This is a genomic window from Streptomyces sp. NBC_00310, assembly GCF_036208085.1.
In the GTDB taxonomy this organism is placed as follows: domain Bacteria; phylum Actinomycetota; class Actinomycetes; order Streptomycetales; family Streptomycetaceae; genus Streptomyces.
In genome coordinates this window covers 5,266,307-5,286,361 of sequence record NZ_CP130714.1, presented here as the reverse complement: position 1 = coordinate 5,286,361, position 20,055 = coordinate 5,266,307, and the positions used below count along the sequence as shown (strand labels likewise).

General features: G+C 71.3%; 18 protein-coding genes and 1 pseudogene. 11 read left to right on the top strand and 8 right to left on the bottom strand.

Features of this window, described 5'->3' with window-relative positions:
- Window positions 1-280 precede the first annotated feature (280 nt).
- The 3 genes from OG202_RS23150 to OG202_RS23140 form a co-directional block, all read right to left on the bottom strand.
- Window positions 281-1,177 (bottom strand): nitroreductase/quinone reductase family protein, encoded by an 897-nt coding sequence (locus tag OG202_RS23150; protein ID WP_328223502.1) that lies wholly within the window; start codon window positions 1,175-1,177, stop codon window positions 281-283.
- Between the two features lie 472 nt (window positions 1,178-1,649).
- A complete protein-coding gene (locus tag OG202_RS23145) occupies window positions 1,650-2,249 on the bottom strand; it encodes a DinB family protein (protein ID WP_328223500.1) in 600 nt (199 codons plus the stop codon).
- Window positions 2,250-2,700: 451 nt separating this feature from the next.
- The gene (locus OG202_RS23140) at window positions 2,701-3,591 is read right to left on the bottom strand and encodes a GNAT family N-acetyltransferase (RefSeq protein WP_326581350.1); all 891 of its coding nucleotides are present in this window, start codon (window positions 3,589-3,591) and stop codon (window positions 2,701-2,703) included.
- Between the two features lie 712 nt (window positions 3,592-4,303).
- Between OG202_RS23140 and OG202_RS23135 the strand changes: the two genes are divergently transcribed.
- The 7 genes from OG202_RS23135 to OG202_RS23105 all read left to right on the top strand — a co-directional run bounded on the left by OG202_RS23135 (window position 4,304) and on the right by OG202_RS23105 (window position 9,519).
- On the top strand, window positions 4,304-4,834 hold the full coding sequence (locus OG202_RS23135; RefSeq protein WP_327728973.1) for a toxin-antitoxin system HicB family antitoxin: 531 nt from the start codon (window positions 4,304-4,306) through the stop codon (window positions 4,832-4,834).
- A 129-nt stretch (window positions 4,835-4,963) separates the two neighbouring features.
- Window positions 4,964-5,800 carry a DUF4097 family beta strand repeat-containing protein gene (locus OG202_RS23130; RefSeq protein ID WP_326581354.1) on the top strand — a complete coding sequence of 279 codons (837 nt, stop codon included), beginning with the start codon at window positions 4,964-4,966 and terminating at the stop codon, window positions 5,798-5,800.
- Between the two features lie 65 nt (window positions 5,801-5,865).
- Window positions 5,866-6,846: an ATP-binding cassette domain-containing protein gene (locus tag OG202_RS23125; protein ID WP_327728974.1), complete on the top strand. Its 981-nt coding sequence runs from the start codon at window positions 5,866-5,868 to the stop codon at window positions 6,844-6,846.
- Window positions 6,843-7,634, top strand: coding sequence for an ABC transporter permease (locus OG202_RS23120; protein ID WP_326581358.1), 792 nt, complete (start codon window positions 6,843-6,845; stop codon window positions 7,632-7,634). Before OG202_RS23125 ends, OG202_RS23120 begins: the two co-directional genes overlap by 4 nt.
- Window positions 7,635-7,785: 151 nt before the next feature.
- On the top strand, window positions 7,786-8,256 hold the full coding sequence (locus tag OG202_RS23115; RefSeq protein WP_327728975.1) for a helix-turn-helix domain-containing protein: 471 nt from the start codon (window positions 7,786-7,788) through the stop codon (window positions 8,254-8,256).
- A gap of 143 nt (window positions 8,257-8,399) precedes the next feature.
- Entirely contained in the window at window positions 8,400-9,008 is a 609-nt protein-coding gene (locus OG202_RS23110; protein WP_327728976.1) for a hypothetical protein, read from the top strand.
- Window positions 9,009-9,183: 175 nt separating this feature from the next.
- Complete coding sequence (locus OG202_RS23105; RefSeq protein ID WP_326585749.1) at window positions 9,184-9,519, top strand: DUF2516 family protein; 336 nt, start codon at window positions 9,184-9,186, stop codon at window positions 9,517-9,519.
- Between the two features lie 93 nt (window positions 9,520-9,612).
- Here OG202_RS23105 and OG202_RS23100 read toward each other — a convergent pair whose 3' ends face one another.
- The 3 genes from OG202_RS23100 to OG202_RS23090 form a co-directional block, all read right to left on the bottom strand.
- Complete coding sequence (locus OG202_RS23100; protein WP_405894729.1) at window positions 9,613-11,031, bottom strand: PP2C family protein-serine/threonine phosphatase; 1,419 nt, start codon at window positions 11,029-11,031, stop codon at window positions 9,613-9,615.
- A gap of 587 nt (window positions 11,032-11,618) precedes the next feature.
- Window positions 11,619-12,722: a C40 family peptidase gene (locus OG202_RS23095; protein ID WP_327728978.1), complete on the bottom strand. Its 1,104-nt coding sequence runs from the start codon at window positions 12,720-12,722 to the stop codon at window positions 11,619-11,621.
- Between the two features lie 260 nt (window positions 12,723-12,982).
- Window positions 12,983-13,897 carry a class I SAM-dependent methyltransferase gene (locus tag OG202_RS23090; RefSeq protein ID WP_328223496.1) on the bottom strand — a complete coding sequence of 305 codons (915 nt, stop codon included), beginning with the start codon at window positions 13,895-13,897 and terminating at the stop codon, window positions 12,983-12,985.
- Window positions 13,898-14,169: 272 nt separating this feature from the next.
- Here OG202_RS23090 and mshA point away from each other — a divergent pair, with 272 nt between their 5' ends.
- Together mshA and OG202_RS23080 are read left to right on the top strand one after the other, a co-directional pair.
- Window positions 14,170-15,510: a D-inositol-3-phosphate glycosyltransferase gene (gene mshA, locus OG202_RS23085; RefSeq protein ID WP_327728980.1), complete on the top strand. Its 1,341-nt coding sequence runs from the start codon at window positions 14,170-14,172 to the stop codon at window positions 15,508-15,510.
- A 75-nt stretch (window positions 15,511-15,585) separates the two neighbouring features.
- Window positions 15,586-16,098, top strand: a complete 513-nt coding sequence (locus OG202_RS23080) for a YbjN domain-containing protein (RefSeq protein WP_326581371.1) — start codon at window positions 15,586-15,588, stop codon at window positions 16,096-16,098.
- Here the strand turns inward: OG202_RS23080 and OG202_RS23075 are convergent.
- Both OG202_RS23075 and OG202_RS23070 read right to left on the bottom strand, forming a co-directional pair.
- Window positions 16,055-16,707: pseudogene (locus tag OG202_RS23075) on the bottom strand (helix-turn-helix transcriptional regulator); the annotation flags it as partial. The gene OG202_RS23080 and the pseudogene OG202_RS23075 sit on opposite strands and share 44 nt — an antisense overlap.
- Window positions 16,634-18,211 (bottom strand): transposase, encoded by a 1,578-nt coding sequence (locus tag OG202_RS23070; protein WP_327728981.1) that lies wholly within the window; start codon window positions 18,209-18,211, stop codon window positions 16,634-16,636. The gene OG202_RS23070 and the pseudogene OG202_RS23075, both read right to left, overlap by 74 nt.
- 441 nt (window positions 18,212-18,652) lie before the next feature.
- Here OG202_RS23070 and OG202_RS23065 point away from each other — a divergent pair, with 441 nt between their 5' ends.
- Both OG202_RS23065 and OG202_RS23060 read left to right on the top strand, forming a co-directional pair.
- The gene (locus tag OG202_RS23065; RefSeq protein ID WP_326581379.1) at window positions 18,653-19,414 is read left to right on the top strand and encodes a phosphoglyceromutase; all 762 of its coding nucleotides are present in this window, start codon (window positions 18,653-18,655) and stop codon (window positions 19,412-19,414) included.
- A gap of 271 nt (window positions 19,415-19,685) precedes the next feature.
- The gene (locus OG202_RS23060; protein WP_326581381.1) at window positions 19,686-20,012 is read left to right on the top strand and encodes a GYD domain-containing protein; all 327 of its coding nucleotides are present in this window, start codon (window positions 19,686-19,688) and stop codon (window positions 20,010-20,012) included.
- Window positions 20,013-20,055 lie beyond the last annotated feature (43 nt).

Below are 20,055 nucleotides of genomic sequence, written 5' to 3'. Positions count from 1 at the left end.
CGTGGTGAGACGGGTGCGGGCGGGCCTGTGCCGCCGTGGTGGCGCGTGCCACGGGATCTGGCGGCAGGCCGTGTTACCGGAAGGCGGCGGAGTCATGACCGTACCGGCACCTTGGTGATCGGGCCCGTGGCTACGGTGAGCGGGCGCCGGTGAGCGGCACACGAGCCCGATCTCCCTCCCCCCAGGGGGCTCGTGCGCCGCTCGCCGGTTGATCACGCGGGCCGACGCGCCCGCTTCCGCGTCCCTCTCACGGGGATGCGCGCCCGCCTTCGCGCCTCGCTCACGGGGTGGTGGGCTCGCTCTCGCGCCCCGCTTCCCACTCCTCGGGCTTCGCCGCGGCATCCAGCGCCGGGATCAACTGCTCCTCCTCGTAGGTGAGATGGGCTTCGAGTTCGGCGATGAGCCGCTCCACCTCGGGGAGTACGGCGACGGGGTCGGCGTTCTCGGCGGTCACCACCCGGCGCAGGTCCTCGACGAGGGCGGCGATGCGCTCGTGTTCCTCGTGGAGGCGGGTGAGGGTCGGGGCCAGCTCGGGGTGGCGTTCGCCGAGGAAGGGGAACAGGCCCATGTCCTCGCCGGTGTGGTGGTTGTGGAGGCCCTGGCAGAAGGCGAGGCAGTTGACGCGGAGCTGGGCCCCGAGGTCGGCCCTGCCGCCACTCGCGGTCAACTCCTGCTTTATCAGGGCGAGTTCGCGACGGAAGGCGTCATGGACGACCTTGAGGGCCTCGCCCATGGAACCGGCGTTGATGTTCGGCGGGCCGGCCACGGGGGCCTCGCGCAGGGCGACGACGGGGATCGTGCGGTCCGTCTTCGCCTGGTACTCGGCCCACCCCGGATCGGACTCGACCGCCCGCGCGAACGCCCGGTCCCGTTCCTCGCCGTCCAGGACGACGGCATCGGCCTCGTAGGTGAACGCCCCGCTCTCCACGGTGACACGGGGGTCGGCCGTGATGTTCCGGTACCAGTCGGGGTGCTGGGGCGATCCCCCGGCCGACGCGATGACCAGGATCGTGCCGTCGACGTCGGGGAGGTAGCCGAGGGGGGTGGTGTGCCGGTTGCCGGTACGGGCGCCGGTGGTGGTCAGGAGGATCAGACGGGCGCCCTCGAAATAACCGCCGACCTTGCCGTGATGGGCGCGGAACTCGTCGATGACTTGCTGATTGAAGGGGTTGGGCATTCTCTGCTTTCCATGGATGGCGACAACGGTTGTCGCGGAATTCGGGCAGGGGTGATTACCGCAGCGCGCGCGTCAGCACATTGCCGTCGGAATGTGCGGTGGGGCGTTTTCGCGGTGCGGTGCGGTGCGGTCCGGTGCGGCGCGGTGAGGTGCAGTGCAGTGCAGTGCAGTGCAGTGAGAGTTCGGCGCGCGCGAGAGCGCCAAGGGAATACCGAGGAGCACCGAAGGAACTCGGAAGAAAGAGAACGGTGTTCGGTGCGCGGAACTTCAGCAGGCGGGCCCCTGGCCCGCCCCGGCCTCACTCGGAGGCCGGGCAACCAATCCGCTCACGGCTCAAGGCCGACCCGGCAGTCATACGACCCACATTAAGGGGAGGGGGCGGGGCCGGGCAACGCATATTCGGCCGGGATTCCGGCGTACGTGGGCGGCAGGACGGCCGCCCGGAAAGCACACGCTCTCGATCGGCCGTGGGTCACGCCTTTCGGTCGGCCTCCTTGGCCGCGCGTTCCAGTCGGCCGCGATAGTCCTCCCACCACGCCGGGTCACTCGACGGGGTGCTGGTGTTGCCCTCGTTCATGCCGACCGCGCCGTCGATGAGTTCCCGGAGGATGTCGGCGTGCCCGGCGTGCCGGTGGGTGTCGGCGATCACGCGGACGACGGCGTGGTGCAGCGTCACGTCGTCCTTGCCGTCGGGCCACCACGGCACCCGGCCGACGGTGTCCAGCGGCAGCGCGTCGAGGGTCGCGTCCGCGTGTGCCCAGGCCCGGCGGTAGAACTCCACGATGTCCGCGCGGGACTCGTCGGCGGTGGCCCACATGTCCGCGTTGGGCTCGGCGTCACCGTCGAGCCAGGGCAGTGCCTCGCCCGACGGCCGTCCGAAGGTGTCGCCGAGATAGCCCAGTTCGACACCGGCCGCGTGCTTCAGCAGCCCCAGGAGGTTGGTGCCGGTCGGCGTCAGCGGGCGGCGGGCGTCGTACTCCGACAGCCCTTCGAGCTTCCACAGCAGGGCATCACGGGCGGACTGCAGATAGAAGAGGAGGTCGGCCTTGGCGTCCGAAGCGGCGGCGGTCATACGGTCAGTCTGCCGCTCGCGCGATCGTTGTCCACCGTCTTTCCGCCGCCTGCCGCCTGCCGCCTGCCGCCTGCCGCCTGCCGCCTGCCGCCTGCCGCCTGCCGCCTGCCGCCTGCCGCCCGCCGCCCGCCGCCCGCCGTCCGCCGCCCGCCGTCCGCCGCCCGCCGTCCGCCGCCCGCCGCCCTTTCCGTCGTCCCTTGCCCTCCGTCGTCCGTCTCCCTTCCCGCGGTCCCTCCCGCAGTCCCTGCCGCAGTCCCTTCCGCAGTCCCTCACCTTCCTTCGTCGCCTCGCCCGCAAGAACGTCAGGCCTGCGGAGGACCCGCCCTTCCGGGTGGACCCGGACCGAGGCACGGTACGCATCTGCCGCACTGCCGACCCCGAGGCGCAGAAACCGCCCCCCGGCGCAGGCCCGTAGCCAGGCCGGGGGGGCGCTCCACAACTTCCCTGGTTCTCAACCGGCTTGAGGTGCGGCACCCGAGAAGTCGTACACGGCGAAGTCGGTGATCCGGACGTATCCGAGGCGTTGGTAGAGGGCGTTGCTGGTGGGGTTGCCGGGGTCCGTGAACAGCACGACGTCCGTCGCTCCCCCTGCCAACGCGGCGCGGCTCGCCTCGACCGTCACCGCGCCCGCGTAGCCGCGGCCCCGGAGGTGGGCCGGGGTGTAGACGGGGTCCACCCGGACCATGCCGCCGACCATCGAGGTCGCGGCCGCCATGGAGACGGGAGTGCCGTCGGGGGTCTCCCAGAACGTGAAGTGTCTGTCGGCGAAGCGCGATTCGGCCCAGGAACCGGCGTCGATCAACTTGATGGAGGAGTCCTCCCCGACGTCGACGCAGAACTCACGGCACCAGCGGATGAGGTGCTCGCGGTCCTCCTCGCCCACGAGGCGACCCCGGCCCTCCGGGAACGGCTCCGGCGGGGTGAGTGTGCCGAGGCGGTAGAGATGGAGCCGCGTGGTGAGGACCGGATTCGCGCCCGTCCGCCGCTGCCAGGCCTCGGCGAAAGCGGTGGACCCGTCGTGGTCCCCGCCGACGCCGGGGACGGGGTGACCGAGGTCGGCCAGGCGGGCGGCGAGCGCGTCGGCCTGCTCGCGGGTGACCGAGGTGAGGCTCAGTGGGCCGGACGGGGTGCGCTGGAAGAAGGCGGCGTGGACCTCGTCCCCTCGCTCCAGTCGGCCGAATACAGGGGCTGCGGCGCCGTGCGCGGGCGCCCCGTTCGTCCGATACTTCTCGGTCACCGTCAGCGGCATGGTGTGCAGGGCGGGGCGCGAGCGCAGAAAGTCCCCAGCTCGGGACAGGAACGCGTCGACGTCTTCGGTGAGGTGCCAGTCATCCGGGCGCATGCCGCATGGTGTCCCGCTCCGCGGGCCTGCCCCGTGCTTTTCCGCCAGGACGAGACAGGGGGCTTCCTCCCGCTGTCCGGCCCTCTGCGCCGAGAAGGTGGCGATCGTCCTCTCCGCTCCGTCGTCAGGCTCCGTCGGCAGGCTCCTGCGAGAGGCTTCTGCGGCAGGCGTGCGGTGGCGACGGCCCCAGTCCGTTCGACCGCGCGACGATCCGATCCGCCGGGAGCGGTGGCACTCGAAGGACACCGGCTGACCGCCGCCCGCCCGCGCCGGAGCAGACGCACGGCATCCCCTGCGTCCCCTACTACGTCCCCTACGCGGCCTTCGTCATCGGTCGACCGCCGGGGTGCGCGCGGGCGACGGAGACGGGGCTGCCGCCGAGCCCGCCGAGATCGTTGTCCAGAAATGGTCGACCGGTCACGGGTCCGCCCGCGCCCGTGCCCGTGCCCGTGCTGCATGACGCCATTCGGCGCCACTAAGTGCCACTCGGTGCCACGTGGTGCGCCACTTGTGTGTCGAGTGGCGCCGTACGGTCTCGTGGGGAGCCGGATAGAGCCGCTGAAGTCCCGTGGTGCCAGGCTGGTCCTGCTTCCGGTAAAAGCAGTCCGACCTGCGAAAAGGTGGCGCGTGTGGGCCTCCCTCGCCCCCTCTCGTCGCCTTCGCGGCGCCAAACCTGCTTCCCGTGGCGCCATTAGTGTGCCATTATGGCGTCATGGACCTCACGCCCTACGTCGACCGCCTCCGCCAGGAGCTCGCCGTCGCCGCCGAAGCCGGCGGTGACGAGGCCCGCGCCCTGGCCGACCGCCTCACCGCCCCGCTGGACTCCGCGACCCGCCTCACCCTCCTCACCGCGCTCTCGGCGGCCATGAGCGAGGTCACCCGCGAGCTGGCCCCGGGCTCGGTCGACGTACGGCTCCGGGGCGCCGACCCGGAGTTCGTGGTGACCCTGCCACCCGCCGCCCCGGTCCACGAGGCCGCACCGTGGACCGAGGCGCCCACCCCGCCCCCGGTGCCGGAAGGCGACGACGGCGCCTCGGCCCGTATCAACTTCCGCCTGCCCGCCCACCTCAAGGCCCGCCTGGAGGAGGCGGCCGGCCGCGAGGGCCTCTCGGTCAACGCCTGGCTGGTCCGCGCCACCTCCGCCGCACTCGGTCCGACGGCAGGTGCCCGTACGAGCGCGCCCCCCGCCTCCGCACCGAACCTCGCCACCGGCGACCGGGGCTTCACCGGCTGGGTCCGCTGACGCACTGAGCCCCCTCACCGACTGCATCACCGACTGCATCACCGACTGCTTCACCGGGCTTCACCGACTGCCGCACGACTGCCGCGAGACCACTTCATCCACCCATCCGGAGAGGACGGGAGATCCGTCATGCCTTCCTACGACACCCCCAAGCCGATCACCGCGATCGTCGAGTACTCCATCGGCACCGCCCGGATCATCGCCTCCGACCGCACCGACACCGTGGTCGAGGTCCACCCCGCCAACCCCTCCTCGGACGCGGACGCCAAGGCCGTCGACCAGACCAAGGTGACCTGCTCCGGCGGTGTCCTCACGGTCAAGGGCCCGCGCAAGTCCTCGCTTTTCGGGCGGGTGGGCGGCATCGACATCGTCATCGCCCTGCCGGCCGGCTCCGCCCTCGAAGGCACCGCCCAGGTCGGCGACTTCCACTGCACCGGACGCCTGGGCGAGACCCGTCTGAAGACCTCGGTCGGCGACCTCCACGTGGAGGAGGCCGCCGCCGTCCGACTGCACGGCGAGCTCGGCATGGTCCGCCTGGACCGCGCCACCGCCTCCGCCGAGATCGTCGCCGCCGGCCGTGTCGCCGTCGGCACGGTGGACGGCGGCCTCACCGTCAAGAACGGCAACGGCGACACCGAACTCGGCGAGATCACGGGCCCCCTGGAGGTCGCCGCCGCCAACGGCCGGATCGATGTCGGCACCGCCCACGCCGACGTGGAGGCCAAGTCCGCCAACGGCGGTATCCGCCTGGACCGCGTCACCCGCGGCAAGGTCACCCTCCGCGGTTCCACCGGCAACCTGGAGGTCGGCATCCCCGAGACCACCGCCGCCTGGCTCGACATCCACACCAAGGTCGGCACCCTGCGCTCCACCCTCGGTTCCGCCGAAGGCCCCGGCGACGCCACCGACACGGTGGAGGTCAGCGCCCGCACCTCGGTCGGCGACATCCACATCCGCCGCGCCTGACCCACAGGGCGGCCCGCGCCCGTGAACCACACCTCTCCTTCCCCTCCGCCAAGGAGCTGTCTGTCATGCCCACAACACAAATGAAACGCGACACGGCCACCGCCACCGCCACCATCACCGCCACCGGCCTCGCCAAGTCGTACGGCGACAAGCAGGTCCTGCGCGGCATCGACCTCGACATCCCGGCCGGCTCCGTCTTCGCGCTCCTCGGCCCCAACGGCGCCGGCAAGACCACCACCGTCCAGATCCTCTCGACCCTGATCGCCGCCGACTCCGGCACCGCCCGCCTGGCCGGCCGCGACCTGGACCGCGAGCCCGACGCCATACGCGAACTCATCGGCGTCACCGGCCAGTTCGCCGCCGTCGACAACCTCCTCAACGCCGAGGAGAACCTGCTGCTCATGGCGGACCTGCACCATCTGCCCCGCCGCGAGGGCCGCCGTCGCGCCGCCGGACTGCTCGCCCGCTTCGACCTCACCGAGGCCGCCCGCAACCCCGTCTCCACCTACTCCGGCGGCATGCGCCGCAAGCTCGATCTGGCGATGACCCTGGTCGGCGACCCGCGCATCATCTTCCTCGACGAGCCCACCACCGGCCTGGACCCGCGCTCCCGCCGCACCATGTGGGAGATCATCCGCTCGCTGGTCGCGGACGACGGCGTGACGATCTTCCTCACCACCCAGTACCTGGAGGAGGCCGACCAACTGGCCGACCGGATCGCCGTGCTCGACGGCGGAAAGCTGGTCGCCGAAGGCACGGCGGACGAGCTGAAGCGGCTCATCCCCGGGGGGCACATCTCGCTGAAGTTCGCCGACGCCGTGGCCCTGGACCTGGCGGACTCCCACTTCGCCGCCACCGCTCGCGACGACGAGGAACTCACCCTCCAGATCCCCTCCGACGGCACCGTCCCCACCCTCCGCGCCGTCCTGGACATCCTCGACGGTGCCGGGATCACCCCCGAGGCCCTCTCCCAGCACACCCCGGACCTCGACGACGTCTTCCTCACCCTGACCGGCGACAAGCAGCAGCAGGAGATCTCCCGATGAGCAGCGTCAGCTACGCGGCCCGTGACTCCGTCACCATGTTCCGCCGCACCATGAAGCGCGCGATCCGCTATCCGTCGGTCGTCATCACCATCGTGATGATGCCGGTCCTCTTCCTGCTCCTGTTCACCTACGCCTTCGGCGGCGCACTCGGCGCCGGCATCCAGGGCCCGCAGACCCCGAAGGGCGACTACATCGACTACATCGCCCCCGGCATCATCCTGATGACGGTTGCCACCGGCTGCATCGGAGCCGCGCTCGGCGTGTGCATGGACATGACCGAGGGCATCGTCAACCGCTTCCGCACCATGTCGATCTCCCGGGCTTCCTTCCTCACCGGCCACGTCCTGGGCACGCTCGTCCAGACCGTCTTCGGCACCGCCGTGGTCACCGGTGTCGCCCTGGCCATCGGCTTCCGCCCGGATGCCACCGTCGTGGAGTGGCTCGCCGTCCTCGGCCTGCTGTCCCTCCTGGCCCTCGCCCTGACCTGGCTCGCGGCCGGGATGGGCCTGGTCGCCAAGACCGTCGAGTCCGCCAGCAACATGCCCATGCCCATCACCTTCCTCCCCTTCCTGGGCAGCGCGATCGTCCCCACCGACTCCATGCCGTCCTGGATGCGCTGGTTCGCCGACCATCAGCCCTTCACACCCATCAACGAAACCCTCCGCGGCCTCCTGATGGGCACCGGGATCGGCAACAGCGGCTGGATCGCCCTGGCCTGGTGCACGGGAATCGGAGTGACCGGCTACCTCTGGTCCAAGGCCGCCTTCAAGCGGGGCGTCCGCAGCTGAACGCCCCGGCTGCGGAGGTCATATACGCTCATGGCGGCCTGGACCCGCCCGGAACCGAACGGATCCGGCCGAATCCGCCCGGTGAGTGGCGTGGCGCACTTTTGCAAGCGGGTGCTTGCAAAAGTTAGCGGGGGTGGGGCATGGTGGAGACATGGCATCGCTCAACGTCGGCAATCTCGGTGAGTACCTGCGTGAACAGCGGCGAAACGCGCAGCTGTCGCTCAGGCAGCTCGCCGACGCCGCCGGGGTGTCCAATCCGTATCTGAGCCAGATCGAGCGCGGGCTGCGCAAGCCGAGCGCGGAGGTGCTGCAGCAGGTCGCCAAGGCGCTGCGGATCTCCGCCGAGACGCTGTACGTGCGGGCCGGGATCCTCGACGCCGAGCGGGACGGGGAGGAGCGCCGACGCGAGGACACGACACGCGCCGTCCTCCTCGCCGATCCCACGCTGAACGAGCGGCAGAAGCAGGTGCTGCTCCAGATCTACGAGTCCTTCCGCAAGGAGAACGGGTTCGAGATCGACCTCGGCACCGGCGCGGCGACGGACGCCGAGGAACCCTCGGCCCCCGGCCCTCGTGCGGCCGACGGCGACGATGCCGGTCCGCGGCAGACGGAGGGTCGATGACTTCGATGACTTCGACGACTGCGATGACCTGGGCGATCCCGTCAGCCTCGGTGGCGCGACCGGCTCGGACGAACGACCCAGCCGTCGACGCGGACCGGAACCACACAAAACCCTCAGCTGAAGCAACCCGGAGGACCATCACCATGGCCATCACCGACGACATCCGCAAGGCCGTCACCGACCCGACGCCGTTCTACTTCGCCGCCGGCACCGCCGACCTCGCCCTCCAGCAGGCGAAGAAGGTCCCCGGCATCGTCGAGCAGCTGCGCGCCGAGGCGCCGGCCCGGATCGACGCCGTACGCCAGACCGACCCGAAGGCCGTGCAGGAGAAGGCGACCGCCCGCGTCAAGGAGACCCAGGAGAACCTGCAGACCAAGGTCACCGAGCTCATCGGCACCCTCGACACCGACCTGAAGAAGCTCGGTGAGACCGCTCAGGACCTCGCTCTGCGCAGCGTCGGCGTGGCCGCCGAGTACGCGGTGAAGGCCCGGGAGACGTACGAGAAGGTCGCCGAGCACGGCGAGCAGGCCGTGAAGACCTGGCGTGGCGAGGCCGCGGAGGAGATCGAGGAGCTCGCGATCGCCGTCGAGCCGAAGGCCCAGCCGGTCAAGGACGAGCCGGAGGCCGCGAAGCCCGCCAAGGCCGCGCCCGCCCCCGCCCCGGCCGCCAAGCAGGCCGCCGCCACGCCGAAGAAGGCCCCGGCCCGCAAGACGCCGACCGCCGCGAAGAAGACCACTCCGCCCGCCAAGTAAGCGGCAGGACACCCTGCCGAAGTGGACGACATAGCCGACGGCGGAGTCGGCGACAGAGCGAGAGGTACCCGCGTGGTATCTCGCGGTACGGATACGGGCCGGGCACCTTTGGGGTGGCCGGCCCGTTCTGCGGGTACGGTGGCCGTAAGTCGACTCGAACCGGGTGGTGGGCATTGTGCTGTTGACGGCGTTCGGTGACTTCGTGTCGCTGCTCTACCTCGCCATGCTGCTCCTCGCGGTGACGGCGCTGGTCATGGCCGCACTGGCACGCGACGACGCGTATCGTGCCGCCGACAAACAGAACAAGATGTTCTGGCTGATCCTTCTGGGCGTCACGGTGGTGGTGAACCTTGTGGTGCCGATGCTCTTCCTGCAGATCGCGGGGCTGATCGCGACGATCGTGTTCCTCGTCGACGTACGGCCGGCGCTTCGGCAGGTCTCCGGAGGCGGCGGGGGCCGCCGCGGCTCCAGCAGCGACGGTCCGTACGGGCCGTACAACGGCGGCCGGTGACCCCGTCCCGGGCGGACGGGCGGTGACCCCGTCCCGGGCGGACGGCGGTGACCCCGAGCCAGGCCGAGTGGATGCAGGCCAGGCCCGCTTCGGTCAGCCCTCTCGGTCCAGCAGGAGGACCGCCACGTCGTCGGTCAGTTCGCCGCCGTTGAGGTCGCGTACCTCGTTCACGGCGGCGCGCAGCAGTTCCTCGCCGCGCAGGCCCTCGGCGAGCTGGCGGCGGACCATCGCCACCATGCCGTCCTGGCCCAGCCGCTCCTTGCCCTCGCCGATCCGGCCCTCTATGAGGCCGTCGGTGTAGAGCATCAGACTCCAGGCGGCGCCCAGTTCGATCTGGGTGCGCGGCCAGCGGGCGTTCGGGAGCAGGCCGAGGGCGGGGCCGCCGTTGTCGTACGGCAGCAGCTCGGCCGGCGGGGTGGTCCGGCCCTGGCCGTGGCGGGCGATCAGCGGGGACGGGTGGCCGGCGAGGCAGAGGCCCGCGCGGCGGCCGTCGGGGGCGATGTCGACCGTGCAGAGCGTCGCGAAGATCTCGTCGCTCTCGCGCTCGTGCTCCAGGACGCGCTGGAGCGTGGACAGCAGCTCGTCGCCGCACAGCCCCGCGAACGTCAGCGCCCGCCAGGCGATCCGCAGTTCCACACCGAGCGCCGCCTCGTCGGGGCCGTGCCCGCAGACGTCTCCGATCATGACGTGCACGGTGCCGTCGGGGGTGCGGACCGTGTCGTAGAAGTCGCCACCGAGCAGGGCGCGGGAACGGCCCGGCCGGTAGCGGGCGGCGAACTTCAGGGACGAGCCCTCCAGGAGGGGCGTCGGCAGCAGACCGCGTTCCAGGCGGGCGTTCTCCTGGGCACGCAGCTTGGACTCCGTGAGCCGGCGCTCGGCCGTGTCCGACCGCTTTCGCTCCACCGCGTAGCGGATCGCGCGGCTCAGGAGACGGCCGTCCAGTTCGTCCCGGAAGAGGTAGTCCTGGGCGCCGACCCGTACGGCCTCCGTGCCGCGTTCGGCGTCGCCGGAGTCGGTGAGGGCCAGTACGGCGTGGCGGGGGGCCAGCTCCAGGACGTGTTTGAGGACGGAGAGTTCGTCGGCGGGGCGGTCGGCCGCTTCGGCGTCCGCGTCGGCGGGACGGGCCGGGCCCGGGAGCGCCAGGTCCAGGAGGATGCAGTTGACGTCGTCGGTCAGCAGCCGCTGGGCCTCGGTGAGGTTGCGGGCGGCGCGGACGCGGATCGGTTTGCCCGCGGAGTCGAGTAGTTCGGGCACGTTGAGGGAACCCGCGGGGTCGTCCTCGATGAGGAGGACCGTGAGGTTGGTGGGGCCGGACTGGGGGGCCGGACCCGTGGGGCCTGCCGGACTCAGGGCGCCGGGGCCGGGCGGGTTTGTGGCGTTGTCAGCAGGGGCCAGGGCCGAGGCGTTCATGGCCGTCCCCTCTCCGGACGGTCCGCTGGGCGCGGACACGGCGTGCGCCTGACCACTCTCCGCGGCCGGTATGGCTCTCTGCCGCGGTACGGGTACGGGCATCGTCTTGGGTTCCTTCCCTCCCCCCGAGGGCACGGTGGGGCGAAGGACCTCGACCCACCGACGGGGACCTTAGCGCCAGGCGCCGCCGCAACGGAATGGTTGGCGGGACGCCGGGCGGCAATCGGCCCGCGTCATATGCCGCATCCTGTATCGCACTTGGACATGGCAGGGCTTTCTCCTGGGATGACGAATGTCACGCGGCGGAGGTTGAGCCGGGGTGGGGAAGGTGGTGAGAGTCACGTGGGGTGGGTCACGCGGGGGTTTTCGGGGCGGGGACAGGGGTCCGGGGGTCCGGGTGGCCGGGTGGCGGCCTTCGTTCGGCTGCCCCTGGGACTCAGGCCCGGCCCGCGCCCGGGGTGCTGTGCCCGGTGGGCCCCGGCCGGATACGAGTGAGACCCCCCGCGGTTGGCGGGACACCCGCACCGACCCCGCGACCCCGCGGCTCCGCGACCCCGCGGCTCCGCGACCCGCGCCCGCGGCCCTCAGTACCCGGCCTTCAGCCCCCGGCCTTCAGCCCGCGGCCCTCAACCTCCGGCCCGCTGCCTTCAGCCCGCGACCCCGGCTGACGCCGCCGCGCGGTGTCCCGTCTACGCGTCCGGTCGTACGACTCCCAGGATCTGCATCGTCCCCGCGCCCGCGATCGTCACCTTACGGTTCGGTCGGGGGGCGTGGACGATGGAGCCGTCGCCCAGGTACATGGCCACGTGGCTGGCGTCGGAGTTGTAGATGATGAGGTCGCCGGGGCGCATGTCCTGGATGTCGATGTGCTTGAGCTGCCGCCACTGCTCCTGGGAGGTGCGGGGGATGGTCAGGCCGGCGGCGGCCCAGGCCTGGCTGGTGAGGCCGGAGCAGTCGTACGTCGTGGGGCCCTCGGCGCCCCATTCGTACCACTTGCCTATCTGGTCCGTCGCGAACTTCACGGCCTTCTTGCCCTGCGGGGACGCCTTGCCGTTGATCTCGTCGAGGATGCCGGAGTCCAGCCACGCGGCCTGGGACTCCTGCGCGGCGTCCTCCTCCAACTGCGCCAGCCGCTCCAGTTCGTCGTCCTCCAGCTGCGCTTCCAGCTCCTCGGCGGCGGCGATCTGCTTCTTGATCTTCTTCTTGGCCTTTTCCTTGGCCTTGCGGTTGGCCTCGAGCTTCTCCCAGCGCGCGGAGGCGTCCTTGGAGTACTGCTCCAAGTCCTGCTGGGTCCGGTTCATTTCGGCGAGCAGGCCCTTGGTCGCGAGCTGGCCCTGGCGCAGGCGGTCCGCACCCTCCAGGAAGTCCTGGGGGTTCTGACTCAGCCACAGCTGCACCTCGGGCGGGAGGCCGCCGCCGCGGTACTGCGCGCGGGCCGCGGCGCCGATGAGATCCTGCAACTTGTCCAGCTTCTGCTGGCCTTGGACGACCTCGTGGGCCAGGTCGACGATCTCCTCGGACTGCTTGTCGGCCTTCTCCTCGGCCGCGTTGTACGCGTCCGTGGCGACCGAGGCGTCGTGGTAGAGGCCCTCCAGCTTCAGACGGACGGTCTCCAACTCCTCGTTCGTCACGGGAGTCGACACGGGCGAGGGCGTCGGGCTCGTGCTCGCGCTCGGGGTCGGATCGGTCGGCGTCGTCTGGCTCGCGTACGCGGTGACCGGTGCGCCCAGCACGGTCATCGCGCAGACCACGGCCACGGCGGCCATGGTCAGGTTCCGCTTGCCGGCTCCCATACCCCTTGCCTCCCACCCCAGTTGAAACAGAAATGATTAACCGTCAGTAACTTGCCGGTGCCCGGGTGATCGTGTCACGGCGTCGCGGAATGCGACAGAGGTGGGCAAGGACTCACTTCCCCCCATTCCTTCTTGGTCCTCCCTCGCTCCCACCTGCCGTGACGTCGCCCCCGCCCGTGTGACGAACGGCCCGACGGTATCGTTCCCATGTGTCACCATATCGTCGCTCTGGGTGATCAGGGTGCGGCTTGATCGGACGCTCACCTCCCTGGCGCCAACGCCTCCCACGCCACCGTGACTTCGCCCTGCCGCCAGCGCGTCACCCCGTCCCGTACCGGCCAGTCCGCGCTCAGCGTGCGGACGGCGCGGATCCAGCGCTGGCGGGCGCCGTACGAGGCGTACGGGGCCGCGGCGGCCCAGGCCCGGTCGAAGTCGCGGAGGAAGGTGTGCACCGGTTCACCGGGGACGTTGCGGTGGATGAGTGCTTTGGGGAGGCGTTCGGCGAGATCGGAGGGGCGGTCGAGGGAGCCGAGCCGGGTGGCGAAGGTGACCGTGCGGGGGCCCTCCGGGCCGAGGGCGACCCAGACGTGCCGGCGGCCGATCTCGTCGCAGGTGCCCTCGACGAGCAGACCTCCGGAGGGGTAGGGGCCGACGGAGGGGTAGGGGGCGGTGGGGGAGTGGGGGCCTGCGGGGCTCATGGCGCCGGGGCTGGTCGCGTGGCGGCTGCCGGAGGGAGGGGGTGTGGCGGGTTCGAGGCGGGCGCACAGGCGCTCCCAGACGGCGGCGACCTCCTCCTCGTCGTACTGGCGCAGTACGTTCGCCGCCCGGATGAGGGTCGGGCGGCCCGGCACCGGCACCTCGAAGCCGCCGTGCCGGAAGGTCAGGCCCTCGCACTCGTAGGGCTTCGCCGCCGTGACCCTGGCCGGGTCGATCTCGACGCCGACCACCTGGGTGCGGGGCGCCGCCGCGCGGAGGCGGAGCAGGAGCTCGACGGCGGTCCAGGGAGCGGCGCCGTAGCCGAGGTCGATGGCGAGGGGCGTGGTGGCGCGGCGGAGTTCGGCGCCGTGCGTCGCCGCGATCCAGCGGTCCATGCGGCGCAGGCGGTTGGGGTTGGTGGTGCCGCGCGTCACGGTGCCGACTGGTCTTGGCGTCGCGGTGCCGACTGGTCTTGCCATGGGGTGAGCGTAAGCGCGGCTTCCGCGGCTCTCGGCCCAGGCCCCGTGCCGTGCGAGGCCGCCTGCTTGCGCACGCCCCTGAAGGCGGCGCGTGCCCCTTCATTCCCCACGGGCCACTCCCCACGGGCCACTCCCCACGGGCTCGAACGGTTGATCGAAGCTCGGTAATAATTCTGCAAAGAGGAAATGGAACGGCCCCCTCCGGCGTTCCTCCTGCCTAGAGGGACCCCACGCCCTCCGAACGGCATGCCCGCAGCGAGGAGGAACGCCACGTGAGCCACTACGTCAGCAGGCTCGGGCGACGCTCTCCGGCCGCGGCGGCGCGGCTGAGGCTGCACCGCAAGCCGCGACGGGTCGCGATGCTGTCGGTGCACACGTCACCGCTGCACCAGCCCGGTACGGGCGACGCGGGCGGGATGAACGTCTACATCGTGGAGCTGGCGCAGCGGCTGGCCGCGCAGGGCGTCGAGGTGGAGATCTTCACCCGCGCCACGACCGGCGCCCTGCCCCCGACGGTCGAGCTGGCCCCGGGGGTCCTGGTCCGGCACGTCGACGCGGGCCCGTACGAGGGGCTGGCGAAGGAGGAACTCCCGGCCCAGCTGTGCGCCTTCACGCACGGTGTCATGCAGGCCTGGGCGGGCCACCGCCCCGGCTACTACGACCTGGTCCACTCCCACTACTGGCTCTCCGGCCACGTCGGCTGGCTCGCCGCCGAACGCTGGGGGGTCCCCCTGGTGCACGCCATGCACACGATGGCCAAGGTCAAGAACGCCGCGCTCGCCGACGACGACACCCCCGAGCCCGCCGCCCGTGTGATCGGCGAGACCCAGATCGTCCGCGCCGCCGACCGCCTCATAGCCAACACGGCCGAGGAGGCCGACGAACTCGTCCGCCACTACGAGGCCGACCCGGCCAAGGTGGCCGTCGTCCACCCGGGTGTCAACCTCGACCGCTTCCGTCCGGCCGACGGCCGCTCGGCGGCCCGGGCCCGTCTCGGCCTGCCGCAGGACGCCCTGATCCCCCTCTTCGCCGGCCGCATCCAGCCCCTGAAGGCCCCCGACGTCCTCCTCCGCGCCGTCGCCGTCCTCCTCGACGAACGCCCCGAGCTGCGGTCGAGGATGGTCGTGCCGGTGGTCGGCGGGCCGAGCGGCAGCGGCCTCGCCAAGCCGGAGGGTCTGCAGAAGCTGGCCGCTCGGCTGGGCATCGCGGATGTCGTACGGTTCCGGCCGCCGGTCGGCCAGGAGCAGCTCGCGGACTGGTTCCGGGCGGCGTCCGTGCTGGTCATGCCCTCCTACAGCGAGTCCTTCGGGCTCGTCGCCATCGAGGCGCAGGCGGCCGGTACGCCGGTGCTGGCGGCCTCGGTCGGCGGCCTCCCGGTCGCCGTGCGGGACGGGCACACCGGTTTCCTGGTCCAGGGCCACGATCCGGTCGCCTACGCGCGCGTGCTGCGCGACTTCGCCGACACCCCCGACCTGCCCGCCCGGATGGGCGCGGCCGCCGCCCGCCACGCCGAGTCGTTCGGCTGGGACACGTCGGCCGCCGCCACCGCGGACGTGTACACCGCCGCCATGCACGAACACCGCCGCCACTGGGCGCGGGCGCACCACGGGTGAGCCGTCGGTCCGCCCGTACCGGGCGCACCACGGGTGAGCCGTCGGTCCGCCCGTACCGGCGGGTACGCTCGCCCCATGGCTGACGAAGCGTCGATCATCGAGCAGGTCCTCACCGAGGCCGAGCTGGAGTGGGAGAGCACGGCACCCGGCACGTACGTCGTGAAACTCCCCGGCACCCGCAAACTGTCGACGACCGTCTCCCTGATCGTCGGCAGGCACTCCCTCTCCCTCAACGCCTTCGTGATCCGCCACCCCGACGAGAACGAGGCGGGCGTCCACCGCTGGCTCCTGGAACGCAACCTCAAGCTGTACGGCGTGAGTTACGCCGTCGACCCGCTTGGCGACGTCTACGTCACGGCCCGGCTGCCCCTCTCCACGGTCACCCCCGAGGGCATCGACGGCCTCCTCGGCCAGGTCCTCGAAGCGGCCGACGGCGCCTTCAACACCCTCCTCGAACTGGGCTTCGCCTCCGCGATCCGCAAGGAGTACGCCTGGCGCGTGTCCCGGGGGGAGTCGACCCGCAACCTGGACGCGTTCAGCAACCTCACGCGTGAGGTGGCCGACCGCTCCGGTAGCGGCCAGGGGTGACACCCACCCAGCGCCTGAAGTGCCGCGTCAGATGCGCCTGGTCGTAGAACCCGGCCATCGCCGCCGCCTCACCCGGCCGCATCCCGTCCAGCAGTAGCCGCCTGGCCCGCTCCACCCGCCGGGACATCAGGTACTGGTGCGGCGCGATCCCGAAGGCCGCCCCGAACGCCCGCACGAGATGCGCCGGGTGGGCGGGCACCGTCCCCGCGGCCTCCTCCAGCGTCACCCCGTCCGTGACCCGCTCGTCGAGCAGTTCCCGCAGCCGATGGGCGACCGTACGGCCGTCGGCCGGGGTTCTCCGCGCGGACTGGGCCCGTGGCCGTAGATGCTCCCGCAGCCGCTCCCCGACCAGCGCCAGCCGGCTCTCCGCCTCCAGCTCGTCCCCCGGCCGCGCGAGCGCCGCGTGCACCTGCCCCACGCGCCGCCGCAGCAGTGGATCCCGCAGGTCGGGCTCGTCCACCGCCGCCCCGATGAGACTCTCGTCCAGCGCGCTCGAATCCGGGGCCGATACAACACCCGCTTGCGGAAACCGTTCCTAGGGACTGAGCGGGAGTGAGTCCTGTTGCCAGGTCTCATGCTCGGCCGAACGCCCCGGACGGTGTTGGGCGTTCTGGTTGCCCGCGTTCGCTCCGCGTCCGGGCGGCACGGATCGTGTCCGTGGTCCGGGGATGCGGCGGCGGGGTTCCTCACGCCCAGGAACAACCAATCTGGCCTGGACGGTCCGATGCCCCACCGCATCACTCCGGTGCTGTGGGGGCGGTGTCGTCCGTCGCCGGATCGGGGGTTGCTGGGCGCGCCTTCCGATCGCCACGGCGGCAGCGTCGTGGCGGGTGGTCTGACGGGTGATGCTGGTGAGGGGCTTCTGCCAGTGATGGGCGCCCCAGCGGCTGGTGTAGGCCGGGTCGACGGCGATGACCGAGATCCCCGTGGCGTCGGCCATCGAGGCCAGCCGGGCGCGGAGCTTGCCGGTGGGCATGCCGGAGACCAGCCGGCGGAAGCGTGTGCGGCGTCCGTGCTTCTCCCGGGTCTTCTCCGCGCCGAAGTCCAGGTCCTCCACCGCGATCGCCTTCACCCCACAGGTACGGGCCCAGTGCAGAAGGCGGGTGAGCGCGTGGCGGACCTGGGCGTCACGATGCTCGGCGGTGCCGGTCAGGCCGTAGAAGAAGCGGCGCGGGGCGCCGGTCGGGTTGCCGTGGAGATCGAGGCGCCAGGCGGCGAGGTGATCGGCGTTCAGGTCGACGCCGATCACGCCGTGGGCGAGCGCGGCCTCCAGTGGGAGGGTGGGGGTGGGCGGGGTCTGCCAGGACGCGGTCACATACCAGCGGTCCCTGCCGGTGTCGTAGTGGATGCGGTAGGCGATCGCCCGGTCGGCCGCGACGCGGTCCGCCCACTCGCCGCCCCGGTGTGCGAACGCGACCCGACCTGCGATGACGTACCGTCCGTGCGGGGCATTCGCCAGATGAGCCAGCGGCGCGGGGAGCTTGAGGCTCATCTCGCCGTCCGGGCTGATGCGGATGGTCTCGTTGCCGTAGCGCTTGCCGGACTCCCCGTCCGCCTGGCAGAACCAGCGCTCCGCCTCCCACCGCCCACGCCACCCGGACTCCGTCAGCCCGGCCGCCTCCAGGTGATGCCGGGTACGGACCAGGCGCTTGCCGCCGCGCACCACGTGCACGATGCCGGCCTCACGGTCCGCCCGCGCGGCGGTCAGCCGGTCCTCAAGCACCCGCAGACGCCTCGACTTCGCATGCCACTCCCGCGCGGACCGGTAACCCCCGGGCGCCTTCTTCGTCCCCTTCTGCCCGACCGGCAGGGACAGCCGGTGCTCGATGGCACGGACACCGGATTCCAGGGTGTGGATGTGCGCGAGCTGGCAGCGGCGGGCCAGCGCCCACTGGTCATGCGTGGCTTTGGTGATACTGCCCGCCCACCGCGACGACGACAGCGCCGTCAGCTCCCGCTTACGCACCGCCCACGCCTGACCGGAATGCGACAGGCCGTCCCGGCAGCGGACCTTGAGATCCTTCGCCGCCAGCGACCCCAGATGCGCACCCACCAGACGCAGCACCTTCTCATCACCGGGCGTCAGCTGCTTGAGACGGGTCCGGACAGCCACACCACTCGGACCGGACACGACGAACGACGCCGCGACACTCCGCAGCTCACCCACCCCGTCACCCCCTGCCCGACCCCACCCGAAGAACCCGTCGCCATGAGAAACGAGCACCACCCGGGAAGGTCACGCATTCGATGCGAGAACGTCAGTTCCCTACCGAAACCCGCCCCCACGGCCGAGACACGCGACCCGGCACAGACCACCCACACTCACCCCCGCTCACCAGAACGCTCCTGAACGCACTCCAGCGGCAGCAGCTCCAAACCCCACGGACGTAAGTGGCTAAGGCAGTGAACACGCCTTACGAACCCGCTCAGGAACCGGGCCACCCGATGAGCAACCCCAGTCACTGCCGAAGACGAATGAGGCGAGGAGCTGCCTACCTGTCCGCCTATCGGCCGCATGGGCGACGATTCCCGGCCGTGGATTACGCTCGGAGCCATGGCCGACGCACCGTACAAGCTGATCCTCCTCCGCCACGGCGAGAGCGAGTGGAACGAGAAGAACCTGTTCACCGGCTGGGTGGACGTCAACCTCACACCGAAGGGCGAGAAGGAGGCGACGCGCGGCGGTGAGCTGCTGAAGGACGCCGGCCTGCTCCCGGACGTGCTCCACACCTCCCTCCAGAGGCGCGCCATCCGCACCGCGCAGCTGGCCCTCGAGTCCGCCGACCGCCACTGGATCCCGGTCCACCGCAGCTGGCGTCTGAACGAGCGCCACTACGGCGCCCTCCAGGGCAAGGACAAGGCCCAGACCCTCGCCGAGTTCGGCGAGGAGCAGTTCATGCTGTGGCGCCGCTCGTACGACACCCCGCCGCCCCCGCTCGCGGACGACTCGGAGTTCTCCCAGGCCTCGGACGCGCGCTACGCGACGATCCCGCCGGAGCTCCGCCCCCGCACGGAGTGCCTCAAGGACGTCGTCACCCGCATGCTCCCCTACTGGTACGACGGCATCGTCCCCGACCTCCTGGCCGGCCGCACGGTCCTCGTCGCCGCCCACGGCAACTCCCTCCGCGCCCTCGTCAAGCACCTCGACGACGTCTCGGACGCCGACATCGCGGGCCTGAACATCCCGACAGGCATCCCCCTGTCCTACGAACTGGACGCCAACTTCAAGCCCCTCAACCCCGGCGGCACCTACCTCGACCCCGACGCGGCAGCGGCGGCCATCGAGGCGGTCAAGAACCAGGGCAAGAAGAAGTAACCAGAGCTGAAGAAGCCCCCTACCTGCGGTTTCCCTGCGGGTGGGGGGCTTTCAGTGGCCTCGGGCCGTCTCTGGGGCTGGGGCACGGGGAGGCGCACGGGTGCCTGATCGTTCGGCGCACCGCTGTCGTGGCTGACGGTCGCCGGTTGCGGCGTTCGCCGACTGTCGTCGTGCCGGTCATCGTGCCCGGCCGTTCGGGGGACAGGCGGGCCTCCGCCGGCGCTTTCCTCGCCTCGCAGGGCATCCCTTGACGCAACGAAAGGGAGACACGATGCCGCTCTACCTATCGAGGTTCAGCTACACCCCGGAGACATGGGCGAGGCTCATCGGCCATCCGGAGGACCGCGCACAGGCAGCTCAGTCGTACATCGAGTCCGTCGGCGGGAAGCTCCATGGCTTCTGGTACGCCTTCGGCACGCACGACGGCTATAACCTCTGGGAAGCTCCGGACAACGTGTCCATGGCCGCGGTCGCGTTGGCGATCAGCGGAGGCGGTGCGCTGAGTTCGTTCGAGACGACTGTTCTCCTGACCGTCGATGAGACGGTGGAGGCCTTGCGCACAGCCGAGCAGGTCCGGTACCGGGCTCCTGGCGCGTAGCGGTCCGGATCGGTAGCGAGACCCGGGGAAGAAGACGTAAGCA